Origin of the sequence: Neobacillus sp. (assembly GCF_031988165.1) — a bacterium.
Lineage (GTDB): Bacteria > Bacillota > Bacilli > Bacillales > Cytobacillaceae > Neobacillus > Neobacillus rhizosphaerae.
The window spans coordinates 47,376-65,559 of the sequence record NZ_DALZYO010000033.1 but is presented as its reverse complement, the minus strand read 5'-3'; the positions used below and the strand labels follow the sequence as shown (position 1 = coordinate 65,559).

At 39.4% G+C, this 18,184-nt stretch carries 13 protein-coding genes; 2 read left to right on the top strand and 11 right to left on the bottom strand.

All coding sequences use genetic code 11. The features are described from left to right. Nucleotides 1-70: 70 nt before the first annotated feature. The 9 genes from RTR43_RS18550 to RTR43_RS18510 all read right to left on the bottom strand — a co-directional run bounded on the left by RTR43_RS18550 (nucleotide 71) and on the right by RTR43_RS18510 (nucleotide 10,628). Nucleotides 71-523, bottom strand: a complete 453-nt coding sequence (locus RTR43_RS18550) for a GNAT family N-acetyltransferase (RefSeq protein WP_312473738.1) — start codon at nucleotides 521-523, stop codon at nucleotides 71-73. A gap of 381 nt (nucleotides 524-904) precedes the next feature. Then, nucleotides 905-1,243, bottom strand: a complete 339-nt coding sequence (locus RTR43_RS18545) for a hypothetical protein (protein WP_312473735.1) — start codon at nucleotides 1,241-1,243, stop codon at nucleotides 905-907. A gap of 99 nt (nucleotides 1,244-1,342) precedes the next feature. Continuing rightward, nucleotides 1,343-1,777, bottom strand: a complete 435-nt coding sequence (locus tag RTR43_RS18540; protein WP_312473733.1) for an Imm26 family immunity protein — start codon at nucleotides 1,775-1,777, stop codon at nucleotides 1,343-1,345. Between the two features lie 174 nt (nucleotides 1,778-1,951). Then, a complete protein-coding gene (locus RTR43_RS18535) occupies nucleotides 1,952-2,080 on the bottom strand; it encodes a hypothetical protein (RefSeq protein ID WP_312473731.1) in 129 nt (42 codons plus the stop codon). Nucleotides 2,081-2,237: 157 nt separating this feature from the next. Then, complete coding sequence (locus RTR43_RS18530) at nucleotides 2,238-2,591, bottom strand: hypothetical protein (RefSeq protein ID WP_066085532.1); 354 nt, start codon at nucleotides 2,589-2,591, stop codon at nucleotides 2,238-2,240. A gap of 282 nt (nucleotides 2,592-2,873) precedes the next feature. Continuing rightward, entirely contained in the window at nucleotides 2,874-3,083 is a 210-nt protein-coding gene (locus RTR43_RS18525; protein ID WP_396954596.1) for a hypothetical protein, read from the bottom strand. Between the two features lie 48 nt (nucleotides 3,084-3,131). Continuing rightward, entirely contained in the window at nucleotides 3,132-3,602 is a 471-nt protein-coding gene (gene yiaA / locus RTR43_RS18520) for an inner membrane protein YiaA (RefSeq protein ID WP_312473726.1), read from the bottom strand. A gap of 572 nt (nucleotides 3,603-4,174) precedes the next feature. Beyond that, a complete protein-coding gene (locus RTR43_RS18515; protein ID WP_312473724.1) occupies nucleotides 4,175-6,070 on the bottom strand; it encodes an Ig-like domain-containing protein in 1,896 nt (631 codons plus the stop codon). 622 nt (nucleotides 6,071-6,692) lie between these two features. Beyond that, nucleotides 6,693-10,628 carry a S8 family serine peptidase gene (locus RTR43_RS18510; RefSeq protein WP_312473721.1) on the bottom strand — a complete coding sequence of 1,312 codons (3,936 nt, stop codon included), beginning with the start codon at nucleotides 10,626-10,628 and terminating at the stop codon, nucleotides 6,693-6,695. Between the two features lie 1,124 nt (nucleotides 10,629-11,752). Here RTR43_RS18510 and RTR43_RS18505 point away from each other — a divergent pair. Then, the gene (locus tag RTR43_RS18505; protein WP_312473718.1) at nucleotides 11,753-14,059 is read left to right on the top strand and encodes a glycoside hydrolase family 84 protein; all 2,307 of its coding nucleotides are present in this window, start codon (nucleotides 11,753-11,755) and stop codon (nucleotides 14,057-14,059) included. 181 nt (nucleotides 14,060-14,240) lie between these two features. After that, a complete protein-coding gene (tagU, locus tag RTR43_RS18500) occupies nucleotides 14,241-15,164 on the top strand; it encodes a polyisoprenyl-teichoic acid--peptidoglycan teichoic acid transferase TagU (RefSeq protein ID WP_312473716.1) in 924 nt (307 codons plus the stop codon). A 213-nt stretch (nucleotides 15,165-15,377) separates the two neighbouring features. Here the strand turns inward: tagU and RTR43_RS18495 are convergent, their stop codons facing one another. Next, complete coding sequence (locus RTR43_RS18495; protein ID WP_312473714.1) at nucleotides 15,378-16,421, bottom strand: HupE/UreJ family protein; 1,044 nt, start codon at nucleotides 16,419-16,421, stop codon at nucleotides 15,378-15,380. 77 nt (nucleotides 16,422-16,498) lie between these two features. Continuing rightward, nucleotides 16,499-18,034 carry a CehA/McbA family metallohydrolase domain-containing protein gene (locus RTR43_RS18490; RefSeq protein ID WP_312473712.1) on the bottom strand — a complete coding sequence of 512 codons (1,536 nt, stop codon included), beginning with the start codon at nucleotides 18,032-18,034 and terminating at the stop codon, nucleotides 16,499-16,501. Nucleotides 18,035-18,184 lie beyond the last annotated feature (150 nt).

Sequence of the window (18,184 nt, the reverse complement as noted above, 5' to 3'; positions counted from 1 at the left end):
TAGTATTGCCTTTTTTCACTGAGTTAAAGAAGTTAATTTTCATGGTAGTTTAAGTGTTATACTTCACAAATTATAAAAAAATATTTAATTCTAGAAATACATCAGTTTCCATAAAACCAAACTTCTTATACACTGGTCTACCCATTTTTGAAGCCCCAAGCCATATTTGTGATATACCTGAAATCTTAACTTCATCAACTAATTTAGTTAACAGCTTTGTTGCGATTCCTTGCCCACGATAATTTTCATTAGTATACATATTTGTGATATAAGCCTTTTTTCCAGTCTTATTGGTGTAACAAGGTGGAAATTCATAAAAAATTACTGCACCACAAGCTATAATTTCTTCATTATCCTCCACTAGCCATTGAATTAAAGTACCATCACTTAGTTTATTTTTAAAGAAAACATATAGTTCTCTATCAATATCTATATTAGGTTCTATCCCCTCATCAACTAATTGCTTTTTTCTTAACTCGACCAATTTATCAATATCATCGATATTTGCTTTACGATATTTCAACTTCTCACAACTCCTTTATAAAATTACAACTGACCAGCCCCATAGCATAATTAATTCTCATCATTTTACCATTGATTCTTATTAAACTAAACAAAAAAAGGTAAAAGTTCCCTTAATTATTTTTACCATAAAAGACCATTTCCCTTATAGAACTAACCTGCCCGTTAGCCATCCATGCAGCAGAAAAATCATTGCTGCACAACAGAGTATGAAAATATACTTAACTGTCCATACTGGTTTTTAATCCAGTCAATCCAATCTATAGATCAATGAATTCTAGCTCTTTCCATTTTTTAAACATATAAGAAGGGTCTTCTTTGGTATTGTCTTTTTTCGGAGTAACAGATGTTTATTTTCATATTAGTTGAAAGGTCTGACCGTTTATTTAACAAAGAAATTAATATCATCTAACGCTGAATTCGAATGACCTTGGACGAAACTACTATTGTCCTCAAGACCCTTATTAACAATTGGTAATACAAGTCTCTTGTCAATTTTCCCGTGTATCCTAGCAAGATGTCCGAAGCAAAGAATCGCTATGCCACGAATATTTTCATTTTCACTGTTACTAAATCTCACTAATGTATCTTGAATTAAACGAAATTCGTCACCATAAAGTGCCAGACCAAGCAATCCCTGAATTACATTTTCTGTTACCCCAGTATTAATTAACTGAAAATATTCCTCATTCTTTTTAATTTCTACGTCTTCGTATTTCATAACATTTCTCCTAAAATGCTTTAATTTAGCACAATCAAAATAGGTCCCAACGGAAGTCTATGTTCAACAATCGCAACCGTTAGTGGAAAGAGGAAAAATTTAACTTTTATCTCTGTGCCACTTATCATCGCCCATAATTCTATCAATGATGTGATTATCCGCCCAAACTGCCGCTACTTCTAATCCTTCACATTCCGATTTTGTTGCACTTCGAATTTCCCCTTTATGGTAAATGGAATATTCACCTGAAATACTATCAATGTTACAAGATGGAGGTGGATATGCTTCATCATCACTTTTAAAAGGGCGATTTTCTACAACTGTCCAATCTCCTGATTTAAGAACATATTCATATACACCAACAATAAATTGGTACTCCTCATCCTTTGGAATGTCTTCAATACTTTCTCCGATATATTTATAAATTCCTATACCAGCATCTTTAAATATTCTACCGAAAGCATATTTGCCATTAGGCAAAGGTATAGCATATACATCCCCAATTTTGATTCGCTTACGTTTCTTTCCTGTCATTAAAATCACCACATTCTTAGAACATATTGATAATAAGTTCTACGTTTCGAGTAGACTCTCCTTCTTGTGCTAACCTGCCCGTTACTTGAATAAGAAAAAGACTTTACTCCTTATTGAAGTAAAGCTACCCTTTAGTTTAAGTGAAATTTTTCACATATCTTTATTTACTATTACTCATCTCTTTTTTTGGTTTTCTTCTAAAAGATATATTAATTTTCCTAATCTACCTACAATAAAAACAGACATAACTGCAATAAAGTATAATGCTGCTTTATCTAAGTTTTCTAAAGTATATTGAATCAAACCATTCAACTCCTAACCCTATATTCTAATGTAATTTAGATTTTTTTATTTCTCAATATATCCCTTCCATATTATCATTTGAAATTATTCAACAATAGACAGCCAAACTCCTTTTTACTAACCTGTTCCGTTAGCACATTAAGCAGCGGGACACCCGTTATTTTAATGGACCAGTCACCTCAAGACATCTTCCATTATACGCGTCCATCCTGACGGTTAGTTCCTCTCCATTTTTAGTTTTCAGTGTTACACTAAACTCCCGTTGATTAGTGATTTGATTAAAAAAACCACTCTTTGTAACAATGGAAAATTTCTCCGGTTTAATGTCCTGCCAATTTAAATGTACGGCTTTTATTCCCAATCTTTTTGGTGGATTTTCCAAACACAAACCTGCGTAACCTGTGGCTTTCTCAGTTGTAAACATGGGCTTTTGGTATGAATATGCAAAACAAATGATTAGAATAACTAAAATGCGGAAAACTTCTTTCTTCAAGTTTGTGGTCTTTTTCATGTTTCAATCACCCTATCCATATCGTATAAAAAGGTAATTCGACAACCCCTCCAAAATTCCTGCCTTATTGCACTATCCTGCCCGTTAGCCATCCATGCAGCACAAAATCAGTGCTGCACCACAGAGAATGAAAATGGTTAGGAAGTGTCAATACTGATACTGACCTTAATCCAGTCAACGGTAATCCATAGACTTTTTTAATTATCGCTCTCCTCTTTTTTTTAACGATTGAGCAGGGTTTTCTTAAGTATTGTCATTTTTCTTTCTTAAAGAAACTTATTTTCATAGTAGTGCAATAAGTTCTATAAAAAGAGCGTTAATCCTTCTTGGATCAACGCCTCCGTTTGTTAAATAGAACAAGATATCAACAATTTCTTTAAAAGCAGAATGAACCCTCTCGTTGTCTGTAATGACAAATAAATAGTCTATTTCACCTTCTACTGGGTCTGTTACATCTTCTTTTTGAGATTCAGCCTGTTGACGAACAAGCACTTCCTCAGAATTGAGTAAGCACCCCTCTTCAAATCAACGGAAAATAACTTAATCTCTTTCTCTTGCCCTTTGTGCATCTCTAACATTTTTTTGAACCGTTATGGCTGCAAATAAACTAAGAACAAATGCCATACCGTAAAATCCCTTTTCGCTTAAAACAATACTTCCTGCATTGTATAAACCGATGGCCATTAATGCAATAGATACAATAAGTGCAAACCAACTAATACCATAATAAATATTAGTAACTGGTATTCCCTCATCTTTATCTCTTACTGCTTTTTGTAAAGATACTGCTGAATAAAGTCCGAATACTAAAACTGCAAAGTAATATCCTTTTTCGTTCAGTTGCATCGTTGCGTTGTACAAGCCAATGAGATATGCCGTAACACCTACTAACAACGCTGCCCAAGAAGCCCCTTTGAAAACTGGAGTCGGTTCTCCCTCTTTCCTTTCTACTTTCATTTTTGAATCATTTTGATTTCCTTTATCTAATAAAACCTCATTATCATTAGACATTGAATGTTTCGCCTCCCTCTTTTTATTTAATATAAATGGAGCACCGCAGATACACTGTAGTGCCCCTACCTAAATTCATTATATAGAATTTTCTTACAAATAATAGATAATTTTATTCTTAATTCCAATTAAGTTTTCTGTACTCACGACTTGTTACACTAACCTGCCCCTTATAGTTGAATATCAACGTGTTCATTTCAATAAAAGTATATTACTTGTCTCTTCTTACTTAAATTTTATTATTTTTTCTTAAACCAAACTGGCCGTTAGTTCTACAAAAAAGCGTTAATCCATCTTGGATCAATGCCCCCGTAACTTGAATAATCCCCATATATTAACAACTACGACATTCCTACAAAAGTAGGTACTACATGTTTATATAAAGAATTTCTATGTACTTTGAAGAAATTAACTTGATTAACCTGCATCGTTACTTGAATAAGAAAAAGGATCGGCAAAGGTTACGGGCTCCCTGTTGAAGGATTGATCCAAGAAATACACTTAGCCGCCAATCAACGTGATTGGCGGCTAGATGTGTCCTGATGGATTGATTCACTATTCCCTTTTTCCGGTTACCTTAATGCTCCGCTGCTGTAAAAATAATAGGGCTTGCCTGAAATTTTGACCCAGCCCTTGACCATCGCGCCGTTGTTGTTAAAGTAATACCAGGTGGTGCCGAGTTTTAACCAGCCAACCCGCATGGCGCCGCTATTATCCAGGAAGTACCAGGTGGTGCCGCTTTTTTGCCAGCCTGTGGCCATGGCACCACTATTGTTGAAGTAGTACCAGGTGGTGCCGACCTTTCCCCAGCCGGTGACCATCGCACCACCGTTGTTGAAGTAGTACCAGGTGGTACCGACCTTTTCCCAGCCGGTCGCCATCGCGCCGCTGCCGGTGAGGTAATACCATGTCGAACCTTGTTTCAGCCAGCCCGTTTGCACCACGCCTATGTTGTTAGCGTAATACCAAGCCGTGCCGACCTTGAACCAGGCTGTTTTCGGCTTAAAGGTGACCGGGTCATAATAGTAGCGATTACCGCCGGTGGTCACCCAACCTGTCGGGTTTTTCGCTGCAACGGTGATTGTTGTTTCCTCGGCAGCATTCCCTGAATCGGCGGTGGCTGAAACAACTAACTTTGTCCCTTGCTTTTGGATCGGGATCGGGGCAGAGAAGCTGCCGTCTGCACCGGCAGTGGCAGTGCCAATGACCGCTTCACCTGTTTTAACCACGATTTTCGTCCCAGACTGTGACTGCCCGCTAACAGCCGTATCGCTGTCGGTTACCTGTTTGACCTCAGGCTTTGCTAAAAGAATCCGGACGGTTTGATTCATTTCCGGATAGACTAAATTCTGTGCCTTGTCGTACACTTGCAAATCCAGCTTGTAGGTTCCCGCTTCCATAAAGTGATACACCTGAAAAGTGGTTTCCCATAATCCGGTGGCTGGATTGTAGGCCAGCGGGGATTGGTAGTGATTTTTCCCGGAAAAATTCAGTTTGGCTGAGGCAACCCCTGAATGGTCATCGGTGATTTTTGCCGTGACCTTTAGCTGATCCCCTAGATTGAGTTCCTGTTTGCTGACGGTAATGTTCTCGACCTTTGGCGGGGTGTAATCCGCGTTCACATTAGTGAGTTCGAAGTCCTTGATTTCGGTTGTCACGTTGCCGGCTAGATCCGTGATTTGGACAATCACGCCCCAGCTGCCCGGTTCGGTGTTTCCGGAAAAAGTATAACTGAACCTCCACTCATCGGACTTGCTGTCGTAGGTCAGCGGCTGCCCGACCTTCGTCCAGCCGTTCGGCATCCGAAAATCAGCCTTCACCGAATTGATACCGGAAGCGTCGGCCGCTTTGACCGTGACGGTAAACGGTTCGCCCGCTTTCACCGGCTGCGGCTCCATGTTGAAGCTCGTCATGACGGGCTTCACACGGTCTTCGTTCGGGTTAACCACGGTGATCGACTGGTCCTTGTCACGGTACCACCAACCTTCATTTCCATAAATATAGAAGGCCAGATTCCATTCTCCCTGATGGTCGTAGTCCTGGACGTGATAGGTGCCGCTCCATGTGCCGTTCGTGCTGTTGTAGCTCAGGTCAATTTGCTTGCCCGTAGAATCGTTCAGGATTGCCTGCACCTTTTTTATCACATACACCGGTGAGTTGATTTTTGCCGTGATGGTGATGATGTCTCCCGGTTTTGCATCATCCGGGGTGATGGCCGCGCTTTCAATCATCGGCGACTTTGGTTCAGAATCTGTTGTAGTGGTTCCTGTCTGTCCCGTTGGCTGTGAAGACATGGTTGTCCTGCTAGACGGTGGCTGCGAAATCGTGGTTGCCGAATCGGCCGCAGTGTTTGTTTTTATAACGCTGTTTTCGCTGTTTTCGCTGTTTTCTGAGCCAGTATTCGCAAGTCCCGCGCTCGGCAGAATCAACATGAACGTTGTGAGTGCCGCAATCATTCTGTTGCCCAAGACATATCCCCCTCATTCTTGTAAACTACCATTTTTTTAAAACCTAACAATATTTTACCAGACAATCCAAGTTTAAGGAATAGTTTGCCGGTGTATCCAATGTAAGGGGAATTAAAACAACGAAATCCATTGTGTGTGAACTCCTTGCATTACTGGATGCATTAAGAATGATGAAAAAGAAAAAGCTTAACAAAGCCATTACTCGTCACAGACCAAGAATCGTGGACTAAAGGAATCACTATTGATCCGAACATTTATGAAGGATCGGTTAAAAACTATTTAATAGAGTTCAATCTGTTGTGGACTGAAATGAAGGGGAAAGTTGTGGTTAAATTTGTAGGAGAACTAAACAAAGGGAAAAAGAATTTGCTATATAAAAAAGCTCATACTTTAAGCAGAGAATATAAAACAGGACTTTTTAAACAATTAGAGATTGAATAAATGCATATACAATTCTCCACTGTGAATACTTTTCTTTTATTAAGTTAACTTGGATTGGAGCAACCTCTCGATTGTTATTTTCTCAGCAGGATTCTTTTTATTATCACTTTTTTCACAAAAAGAGAGACTACAACTTCACAATTGTAGTCTCCCTTTTATCATTCAGTTTAACTTTTCTGGATTATTTTGCCCATACTCCACTACTATTGAAGAAGTATCGTTTTCCAGAAATCGTTACCCAACCAGTTTGCATAGTGCCGCTGTTGTTGAGGTAATACCATTTCGCGCTGTCTTTCAGCCATCCTGTTTGCATGGCTCCGCTCTTATCGAGGTAATACCATTTCACACCATCTTTCAGCCAGCCTGTTTGCATGGCTCCGCTCTTTTCGAGGTAGTACCATTTCACACCATCTTTCAGCCAGCCCATTTGCATGGCACCGCTCTTATCGAGGTGGTACCATTTCGCTCCGTCTTTCAGCCAGCCCGTTTGCATGGCGCCGCTTTTGTCGAGGTAGTACCATTTCGCTCCGTCTTTCAGCCAGCCCGTTTGCATGGCACCGCTCTTATCGAGGTGGTACCATTTCGCTCCGTCTTTCAACCAGCCCGTTTGTATAATACCACTCTTGTCGAAGTAGTACCATTTTGCATCAACTTTTTCCCATCCTGTTACTTTGTTACCTTTACTGTCATAGTAGTACAAATTACCGTCCTCAGATTTCCAGCCCGTTTTCACTTCTTCGACTGGCACTTCAGTTTGATTAATAGTTAGTTTACCTTGGGCTTCCTGTGTGACTTTTTTTCCAGCGGCATCTGTTAGTTCCACTTCAATAATAACATCTTGAATCTTTTCATCTGGAACGGTCCAAACGCCCTTATAAACTCCTGGCTCTACCTCTTCCATTTTGTTTTTAGAAGAAGATTGTGTATTCTTTTGCACAGGGAGTTTCACTTCAAAGTTTGCTTCTCCACCTATTACATTACTTCGGAAAGATATTTCTACCTTCTCACCTGGGAACACATTTTGGTTAATTGCTGGTTTTAAATCTTTAATGACAGGTTTCTCTTTTATTAGTGAAACGGTAACTGGAACCGATTCTCCGGTCAATTTACCATTTAACATGGAGACTGCTATTAATCTATTTTCACCTTCTGTCATTTTCGTTGGGATTGTAAATTTGCCTTCATCACCAACTTTTGCAGTACCTACCTCTTTATTATTATTCATCAACTTTATCGTTGTTGTCGGTGAGGCAGTCCCTTCTACTATGATGTTTTCGTCTTTGAATACTTCATCCTGTTTTGGAGAAGTAATGACAGGTTTCTCTTTTATTAGTGAAACGGTAACTAGATCCGATTCTCCGGTCAATTTACCATTTAACATGGAGACTGCTATTAATCTATTTTCACCTTCTGTCATTTTCGTTGGGATTGTAAATTTGCCTTCATCACCAACTTTTGCAGTACCTACCTCTTTATTATTATTCATCAACTTTATCGTTGTTGTCGGTGAGGCAGTCCCTTCTACTATGATGTTTTCGTCTTTGAATATTTCATCCTGTTTTGGAGAAGTAATAACAGGATTGTCTATTTCATAACTTACACGGGCACGAATCATATAGTTACCGTCTTCAACAAATGCTGGATAAAATTCACCGTCAAGATATTGATAGCTTCTCTCCGTATATGGGTTACCATTATCAGTTGCTAAACCAAGTGCAATTGGATAATTCAAAGTTTGGACATACACCATATAAAAATCTCCATCAACCTTGATATTGTAATCTGTTAAATCTACTACCGTCCAATCATCTAATACGGCTTCAGCAGCTATCGGTCCAGCAAGTTTCTTACCCGGTAATCCATCGCGGCCAGAAGCATCCCAGACTTCCACATTAAATTCCGTTCCAACCGTGTCTGAGTATTTTTTGTTCTTGAAGTGAAACACACCATCTGTGACAATGGCTGATTTCTTATTCTTTGGCAATGACATTTTTACTGCCCATCCAGCTCCACCGCCATAATACATACTGCCACTATCAACAATTCCATTGTCATAGCCAATTTCGCCACCAGGATACGTGAAAAAAGGCTTAAGAGCGATATCTAACACTTGGCTATCTCCATTAATTGTCATTTTAACATCTTGACTGTGATAGCCTATTCTCATTGCTCTCATTGTATAAGTACCTTCGTAAGCTGTAATCGTATATTTTCCGTCCTTATCTGTCGACACAGGTGCAATATTGGCATCTTCCATAAGGAGTAATGTTACACCTTCAACAGCTTCCCCTGATTTTTCATCCGTAATGACACCACTTACAGTTCCTTTAGGGATTTCTTTCATTGTGAAATCTGCTTGTAGTACTTTATCTTTTTCGAATGTTACTAATTGCTGTTTAGATTGATATCCATATGCTTCAGCTTGAACTGTATATTTACCGATAGCATGTGCGAGTTTATAAGTGCCGTTTTCAGGATTTGTGTTTACGTACTGTCTGCTTTCAAGGACACTTACTTTCCCTCTTATCGGCATATCAGCATCCTCAACCGTTTGAACCACTTTTCCTTCCAACGCCCCCAGACCTTCTCTAATAGAAGATACAGCATTGTATGCATTGACTAATCCATATCCGTACCCATCATTTGGTGATTCTGGATATTCCTTATCCGTTAAAGGTGTTGCTGTTTTTAGTAAAATTTCTTCTATTTTATCAACTGATAAACTAGCATCAACTTGATATAATAATGCTACAATTGCTGATACAGCGGGGGCCGCCATCGATGTGCCATCCCAGCCGCCTTCGTAATCACTTTGAGGTATTGATGAACGAATATTCGCTCCAGGGGCTGAAATATCTGGTTTTATTTCACCATATGGTGAAGGTCCACGTAATGAAAAATCTCCAACTATATCATTACTATCAGTTGCTCCCACCGCAAATGCTTCGGGATAGTTTGCTGGATTGGCGACTGATCCAGGTCCGCCATTATTAGACATGCTCGTGTTTCCAGCTGAAAATGTAGGAAATATCCCAGCATTTCTCCACTCTCTTACTACATCTCGATACCATTCATCAAGACCCGGTCCGCCACCCCATGAGTTGTTAACAATATCTGGTGCCATATCAACCCGAGTATTCCCCTTTGCATCTTTTGGTGCTAAAATCCACTCTGCAGCTGCCAATAAATTCGCATCACTTCCGCTAGTCTCTGAGAATGCCTTAACAGCAATCCATTTTGCACCCGGTGCTACTCCTATTTTGTTTGATCCATTTGGTTCACTACCGACCATTGTCCCAGTCACATGTGTTCCATGTGCTAAATCATCATATGGCACAGATTTTCCAGCAGTGGCATCAAACCAATTAAAGTCGTGATTAACTTCTCCAGTTGCTGCATTATAGCCTCGATACTTTTCCTTTAATGCGGGGTGATCCCATTGAACACCGGAATCAATACTCGCTACCACTACACCTGTACCGTCGATTCCCTTTTCCCATAAAGCTGGAGCTCCAACTCTTTCAACGTTCCACTCTACATTCGCAAGATTTACATTAGGACTTTTCTCTTTAGTTGTTGAAACAAATAATTGTCTTGTTTCGTTTGGTAATACTTTTTCAACTTCAGAAAAGGTTGCTATCTTTTCTGCAACCTCTTTCGTTGCTGTAACGGCCATACCATTGACGATAAAATAGGCCTTAAAAGATTCGACATTCCCTCTATGTACTTCTTGTTCAAGATATTTTACAACGTTTTGTTGTTCTTCGTGTGCAGTAGCTTTTAATTCAGATACAACGGCAGAGCGTTGCATAAACTTTTCTTTATTCGCAGATAGTTTTTCTTGCTTCGCAAGCGCTTTTGTTTGCTTTATGGCTTTTGTTGTATCTGCTTTTTCTTTAAATTTAATTAAAAAGGTTACTTTGTCATCTTTTTTAAACTTAGCTAGTAAACGATTACTCATCTTTTCTTTCGCAGCAGTTTGGGAATCATTTACATAACGGGATGATCTCTCAATAGATTTAGCATTCGCAAGTCCAGGTGTAATTAATGAAAATACCATAAGCAATGCTGCTACAATATTAAATAAACGCATGTGAGGTTGTTTCTTTCTCTTCAATTCGTTTCCTCCCCCTCGATTTTCAAATTTATGCTTGTCATTTCGTGAAGTTGCCGTCTTTGTTTATGAAAGGGGTGACATCAATCATCTCAAAGATCCAACCGTATTTTTCATTTGGAGACATTTTTATTCATTCTTCCAAGCCAAATAGACTTTCTTGTAGAATACTAAACATAAACATTGGGAATTAATACCTTTGATCTCTGTGTAGATTTTGTCTAATTATCCATTTCGAGATGTTGGGGATGTACCCCATTTTGCTGCCTAAAAACTTAGTCATATCAATGGTTTTGAATTCTAAAATGACTCAGTAAAGTACGATAATTTATAACTTCATTTCCCCCCTCCATTTCAAACCAATAATGACTATTATAGGATAAAATGTACTATATTCCTAGATAATTTTATGAATAGTTTGAATAAATACTCAAATTAACATAGCGATTCTCTCAATGACAATAAGTTATGAAAGTATTATTTATAGTTCAACCGATACAGACACTCACTGAACGGATGAAGGAGCCTATATAAAAAGAGAAACCAGCTTGGGTTAACTTTAAGTTTATCCAAGTTGGTTTCTAAGCTGCTTATTTATACGACCATTAAGCGACATCCATTCGACTAAATTCCATATAGGCTATACTAATCAAACGTTTAATTAAATATGGCATTAACCTGTTTTAAGACTGGTCTTTTCCAGCTAATCTCGGAAAATAAATGTCGAGAGTTGTCCTCTGGGATTACAACATTGTTGTTGCAGGCATGATAGTAACTAAGGAGTTCCACGTTTCCTAAAAATAGGTACTACCGCCCTATAAACCGCTTTCATTTTAAATTATACTATTCTGTAAATAGTAGTGAAAATGGTTACACTTCAACATATCCGCATGTTACTGATTCGATCAGGCAGGGCGACACTAACAAAAGGGAGCATCCCTTTTGTTAGTGTTCCCCTGCCTTTTTTGATGTTTGCAGTTCTACAAGTTACACAGTTTGAATAAGCTTTATGCTTTTTCAATATTTTTAAAAAGTTTAATTGAAGCGGAAGGGGGATTTTAAGACAATAAAAAATCTTAGTACGATTTTTTGAGAGAAAACAAAATTTGAAAGAAGAGGTGGCAAAGTTGGCAAAAAGAAAATTGTTTTCTAAGGCTATCATTTCAGTTTGTTTAGTAACCGGACTAGTCCTTCCCCTAGACATTCAAAAGACGAGCGCGCAGGAAGGAAATGAAAAATACGTGTTTACTGTATCTCCTACACCGAAATCGATTGAAAAAACAGGAAATGGCTTCCCGCTTAATCCAAAAGTTGGATTGGTTACTGAAAATGGAACAGATCAATCGGCAATTGAAGAAGTAAAAGCCGCCCTAAAAAAAGCAGGTGTTAAAACAATCGTTGAGAGTGACATAAATGCCCCCCTTCTCAATGCTCCTGTGATTATATGGCTGGGGGAATTTTCAGATGAAGCTGAGTTAAAAGTTATTAAGGATAGTACTGGGCTTGATGATTTGGCTGTAACAAAGAAAGAAGAGTATGTTGTCACTTCAATACATGGAAAAGAAAGTAAAAAGCATATTGTGATTTCAGGGAAAGATGGAACCGGTACATATTATGGTACCAAGACATTCAAACAAATGATTATCGAACGAGAAGGAACAGATTGGATTCCTGAAGTCGAAATCCACGACTGGCCAACAATGCCGACACGAGGAGCGATTGAAGGTTTTTATGGCGAACCATGGTCACATGAAGATCGCTTAAGTCAATTGAATTTTTACGGCGAGCATAAAATGAATAGCTATATTTATGCGCCAAAAGATGATCCATACCATCGTGATAAGTGGAAGGAACCATATCCTCAAGAAAAAATAAAAGAAATTGAGCAGCTTGTTAAGACTGCACATAAAAATCATGTCACCTTCACCTTCGCAATTTCACCAGGGAATACAATCACTTATTCAAGCGATGCTGACCTGCAGGCTTTAATCAACAAAGCTCAAGCAATGTGGGACGTCGGAGTTAGGTCATTTGCCTTGTTCCTTGATGATATTGACCCAAATCTTCGCTCACCAGAGGACCGAGCCATGTTTGGCAAGGATGCAAACCCTCCTTCAGCAGCACAAGCCTATTTGCTAAATCGTTTTAATGAGCAGTTTATCAAAAAACATGAAGGAGCGGAACGATTAATTACCGTGCCGACAGATTATTATCAAGCAGATACTACCCCTTATCGAAAAAGATTTGCCGAACTGGTTCAACCAGATATTGTCGTTCAGTGGACGGGAATTGGCGTCGTTGCTCCTACAATTACCACTGCTGATGCCGATAAGATCCATGGGATATTCAAGCATGACTTATTAATCTGGGATAATTATCCGGTAAATGATTATGACCGTAATCGTTTGTTCCTTGGGCCATTAGTTGGAAGAGATGCAGGTCTTACTCCTGAACATGGTGTCATTGGTCTAACAGCCAATCCAATGAACGAAGCGGAAGCATCGAAAATTCCGCTGTTTACCGTAGCAGATTATACATGGAACCCGGAAGCCTATAATCCAAATGACTCTTTGGAAAAGAGTTTAAAGGAATTTGCCGGAGCTGCTTATGAACCATTAAAACTGTTTGTAGAATCATCCTATTCTATCAGTCTTAATAACTATAAAGAACCGATTTCGGAAAAATTAAAGCCGCTAATGGATCAGTTTTGGTCGGCATATGAGGCCAAAAATGGTCAAGCGGCAGCAGACGTTCTTTTACAAGAATTCACTAAGCTAAAAAATACACCGTCTCAGCTTCGAAAAGCCATTGAAAATCAGAACTTCCTAGAAGAAATCGATCCATATCTAAATAAGATGGAGCTTTATGGAGTTGCAGGCGAAGCAGCCATTAAAATGGCCCTAGCAGAACAGGAAAATGATACCCAAACTGCAGCAGAGCAAAGAACATTACTTCAAAACACGATGAAAGAGATGGAGAAATTCCCGCAAAAGCTAAGCCTGGGAGTCATCCCAACCTTCCTTGACCGTGTAATTAATGGAGAGAATTTAGCTGAAGGAAAAACCGCCACAGCTTCTTCATCAGAAGTCAGCTGGCTAACGCCTGATTTAGCAGTTGATGGAAACAACAATACAAGATGGGCCTCTTTATATACGGATAATCAATGGATTAGTGTCGATCTTGGTCAGGTGTATTCTATTAATAAAGTCGTGTTACAGTGGGAATCTGCCTATGGAAAGCAATACAAAATCCAGGTGTCACAGGATGGCAGCCAATGGACGGACGTCTATACAGAGCTAAACAGTAATGGGGGAACAGATGAAATCAAGTTTCCTTCAACAGACGCAAGATATGTAAGAATGCTTGGCGTGAAACGGGCATCAAGCTGGGGCTATTCTTTATACGAATTTAAAGTGTTTAACTCCCACAACTAAAATTAGTTGTAAATTAAATAGTAGAAAAACCGGGGAGAAATCAACTTCCCGGTTTTTTTTAATAATATTTCTAAAAACATTACAAATTTCCATATTTTCTACATACCAATCAATCTATAATTTTGATACAATAACAAGCAATTGTTTATTATTCTGTAAGTTTTTAGGAGGTTTTTCCTGCATGAGATCTCAAAAAAAGAAAAGTAGAAAATGGGTAAAGGTGACCGTTTCGATCCTTCTGATCATGTTAATTGGCGTAGGAGCGTACGGGTTCACTGTATATAAATCTTTGAATAAAGCAGTTGACGCGATGCATCAGCCAATTGATCGAAAACAATCTGAAAAACGTAAGGAAGCTGTATCACTCAAGGCAAAAGATCCTTTTTCCGTCTTAATGCTTGGTGTGGACGAGCGCAAAGGTGACAAAGGCCGATCTGATACGATGATTGTCTTAACGGTCAACCCAAACAACAAATCAGTGAAGATGCTTAGCATCCCAAGGGACACTCGAACCGAAATTATCGGCAAAGGGAAAGAGGACAAGATTAACCACGCATATGCGTTTGGAGGAATTCCAATGGCGATGGATACAGTGGAGAACCTTCTTGATATTCCCATTGATTATTATATCAAGGTGAACATGGAAGGATTCACGGAAATGGTCGATGCCGTTGGCGGCGTCACCGTCCAGAATGATTTAGATTTCACCCAAGATGGATTCCATTTTGCAAAGGGAGAGCTAACTTTAAATGGTGCTCAAGCCTTAAGCTATACAAGAATGAGAAAAGAAGATCCTCAAGGTGACTTTGGCAGACAAACAAGACAGCGTCAAATAATCGAAGGAATAGTTAAAGAAGGGGCCAGTCTCTCAAGTTTAACGAAGTTTTCCGATATTTTTACTGCCCTTGGAAATAATGTAAAAACGAACCTTACATTTGATCAAATGGTATCCATTCAAAAAGGATATAAAGATGCTGGAAAATCCATTCAGCAAATGGAAATTACTGAACAAGGAAAAATGATTAATAAAATCTATTACGGAATAGTGTCATCTGAAGAAAAGCAACGAGTGCAAAACGAATTAAAGACACAGCTTGAGCTATAGTAAAATGTAAAAAAAGTCCCCTCTCAAAATAAAATTGAGAAGGGACTTTTTTCTCTTAGTTGATGGTTGACCCTGATTTCTAGAGCCGCAATTTGGCGCCTTGTTAACCGAAAATACTTCCATTCAGATTACTCTTTTCTAAGGATACATATAAGGGATAATTTCCCCGATACTTAAAAAGCAGTAAAGTACTGACCCCTAAGTCCCCTTGCTTTAAAAAGCCCTCTGAATAAACCATACAAGCCCAAAACTCAGGATACCAATAGAAGTTCCTGGAATGAGCCAGTTCATCTTTTTTATTTTTGCAATAAACGAAATGAGTGGTAATGCCAGGGATACGATGATCAGCTGGCCAAGTTCAATACCAATATTGAAAGACAGCAGGGATGCCGCCAGTGTTTCCCGGTCTAAACGCATTTCTGCTAAAATTCCTGCAAAGCCAAAGCCATGGATGAGTCCAAAGCCAAATGCAAGCCATGGCTGGTGCTTTGGCTCTCGATTAAAAATATTGATGAGTGCGACATAAACAATACTTAGCGCAATCGCCGACTCAACCAATTTGCTAGGCAGCGAGACAATTTCTAACGTGGCAAGGGCCAGGGTAATACTATGGGCAATCGTAAAAGCCGTTACTAATGAAATGATATGGCGGATATTTTTTACCCCAAAAAGTAAACTTATGACAAATAAAATATGGTCATAGCCAGTAAAAATATGCTCTAATCCAAGCAGAATAAATTGTTTTATAGTTTGGAAAAAACTTACCTGGCCAATCTCTATTTCTCTCGATTCATACGTAAGAATTTTCTCCTGCTGCTTTCCGTCCATTTTAATAGTGGCAAAGTTGGCATGACTTGGATCTGAATCATCTAGGAAAAGATTATAGTCAAGGGATAATCTTTCCGGTTTATGATGGAGTTCATAGGTCATATTCATCACGGCAAATTGGCGGTTCTCAATCATTTCTACATCTGATTTCTGTATGCTCCCTTCAATCTGGACGCTATCGGCATACAGTTTGATATGAGAATTAATATAGCTTTGCACCATCGTAGAGTTGATTAATTTACTCTGATCGATTTCCTTATCTAGCGCATGCCCTAATTCCTCAAGGTCAACCTTAAGTTCATAGTCCAAGGTCGTATCCTTCACTTCAATGAGAGAATATCCCTCACTGTTATTGGAATGAGCCGATGCAGAAGTAGAAAATAAACCACTAATCGAAAAGAAAATAAGGAAAAAAGCTAGTTTTTTCATAGAGATGGTCCGCAACCCTTCTTTTAAAAAATTTATAGAAAGACGAGGAACTGTTATGTTCCTCGTCCCTCACTACCTTACTTATTGGTTTTCACAAAGATTGGATTCGAATAAAACCAAAGATCGGACCATGGATTTTCACCGCGAGGGTCTAATGCTGGCTCTAGCTGGTCTGTATTAGTTCCGCGCAAACGAATGTAACTATCTTTATCTACATCTTTTAACGTATAGGAGATTGTGATATAGTCTCCATCTACCTTCCAATCCCTTTCTGTGAAACGTTTGACCACTTTGGTTGTCGGATTGGACGCGGATGACCGATCTTCTACTTTACCGGTTACCTCTCCTACAATTAAGTCCACCCGTTTTACCTTTGGATTATCGCCATTGGCATTTTTAGCATTTGGATCTTTCAGACGAATGGATACTGTAACATCTCTTGATTTCTTGCCTGGTAATGTCAATGTTTCCCCGATAGAAGCAGTGTTCCCTTTGGCAACGGCATTCCAAGGCGTTTTTCCGGCAGCTTGGGCCTTCACATCAAGTTCTGAAATGAGGTCGCCTGTGGTGACGAACACATTTCCATTGCGAAGTCCTTCCATGATATCTTTATAGTTCTTTTCTGCTTTCACGTAGGTTTTCGAATATTCACCTGGCCAGAAATCGCTCCCGCCATCGCGCCAGTTGACATGAGAATCCGAAGTCGAGGTGATCCACCAGTGTCGTCCTTCCCCTAACATCGAATCCCATAACCCACCGACTTTTGCTGTCATTTGGTCGAATCCGCCCATGGTTGGGGCCGCAACATTTCCGTATGCTCCACGGGTACCCTTTGGATTAATGGATCCATCCTTATTAATGGCACCTGCTTGGTGACCTGGTGCCCCTTCCATCCCAACAGAAACATTCGGTGCAGCATCGTTCCAATTACGGAATTCCTGCGGCGTATCCTGACCCCACTTGGCATCCCCAGTAGCAGAACGTGAAGGATGGTTGGCAAAAAGAACAGGTGGTTCAGCCAAATCTTTCATATAGTTAAGTGCCGCAATCATGTTAGATTCCGTATCGCGGCTGCCATCATTCGGATGGGGATCACGCTTATTAAATTTGCTTTCAATGTCATAAAGGGTTTTCGATTCATTATCGCTCTTCGGAATAATTAAAGAACTGTGGTCAGCTGCAGGTGTATCAAATTCCATTCCGTAAAATTGCAGCAGGTCTGGAACAGCCTTTCGGGATTTAAGCAGTTCAGGATAGGCTTGTTCCAAATTCACTTTGGAATGATTTGGTCCGCCGTGGTCGGTTGACACCATCCAATCTAGCCCGAATTTCTTGGCATTTTCGGCATTTTTTACAATCGGATAAATAGCATCGCCACCCTTAATGGCCTCAGGAGGGTTTTTCGTGTTGTCCCAGCCAACACTCCACTCGCTATGTACATGATGATCACCGGAAAGCCACTTAGGACCATTCTTTTTATCTGCTGAAAGGGTACTTGCTTCCGCTTTTTGGCTCTGCCCTAAATTTTGAAACGTCTGGGTGGTAAATGCAGTTGTTGCCAGCAGGGTTGTTGCAATTAAAGGAATCGATTTCTTTTTCAAACGAAATTTCATAAACCTCCACTCCCATCATGTTAATTGTTTACAACTAACATGATAGTGGACAATTATTGTGCCAATGTGAATGAATTGATAGAATTTTGTAAATTTTTCTAGTACCTTCCATCTAGGAAAATTAGCTTATACTTCCATTTGGTAATGTGA

What these genes read in the sequence shown, in the direction of transcription:
- RTR43_RS18545 (WP_312473735.1), bottom strand. Translation starts at nt 1,243, where the DNA reads ATGAAATACGAAGACGTAGAAATTAAAAAGAATGAGGAATATTTTCAG.
- RTR43_RS18495 (WP_312473714.1), bottom strand. Translation starts at nt 16,421, where the DNA reads ATGAAAAAACTAGCTTTTTTCCTTATTTTCTTTTCGATTAGTGGTTTA.
- yiaA (WP_312473726.1), bottom strand. Translation starts at nt 3,602, where the DNA reads ATGTCTAATGATAATGAGGTTTTATTAGATAAAGGAAATCAAAATGAT.
- RTR43_RS18490 (WP_312473712.1), bottom strand. Translation starts at nt 18,034, where the DNA reads ATGAAATTTCGTTTGAAAAAGAAATCGATTCCTTTAATTGCAACAACC.
- tagU (WP_312473716.1), top strand. Translation starts at nt 14,241, where the DNA reads ATGAGATCTCAAAAAAAGAAAAGTAGAAAATGGGTAAAGGTGACCGTT.
- RTR43_RS18530 (WP_066085532.1), bottom strand. Translation starts at nt 2,591, where the DNA reads ATGAAAAAGACCACAAACTTGAAGAAAGAAGTTTTCCGCATTTTAGTT.
- RTR43_RS18540 (WP_312473733.1), bottom strand. Translation starts at nt 1,777, where the DNA reads ATGACAGGAAAGAAACGTAAGCGAATCAAAATTGGGGATGTATATGCT.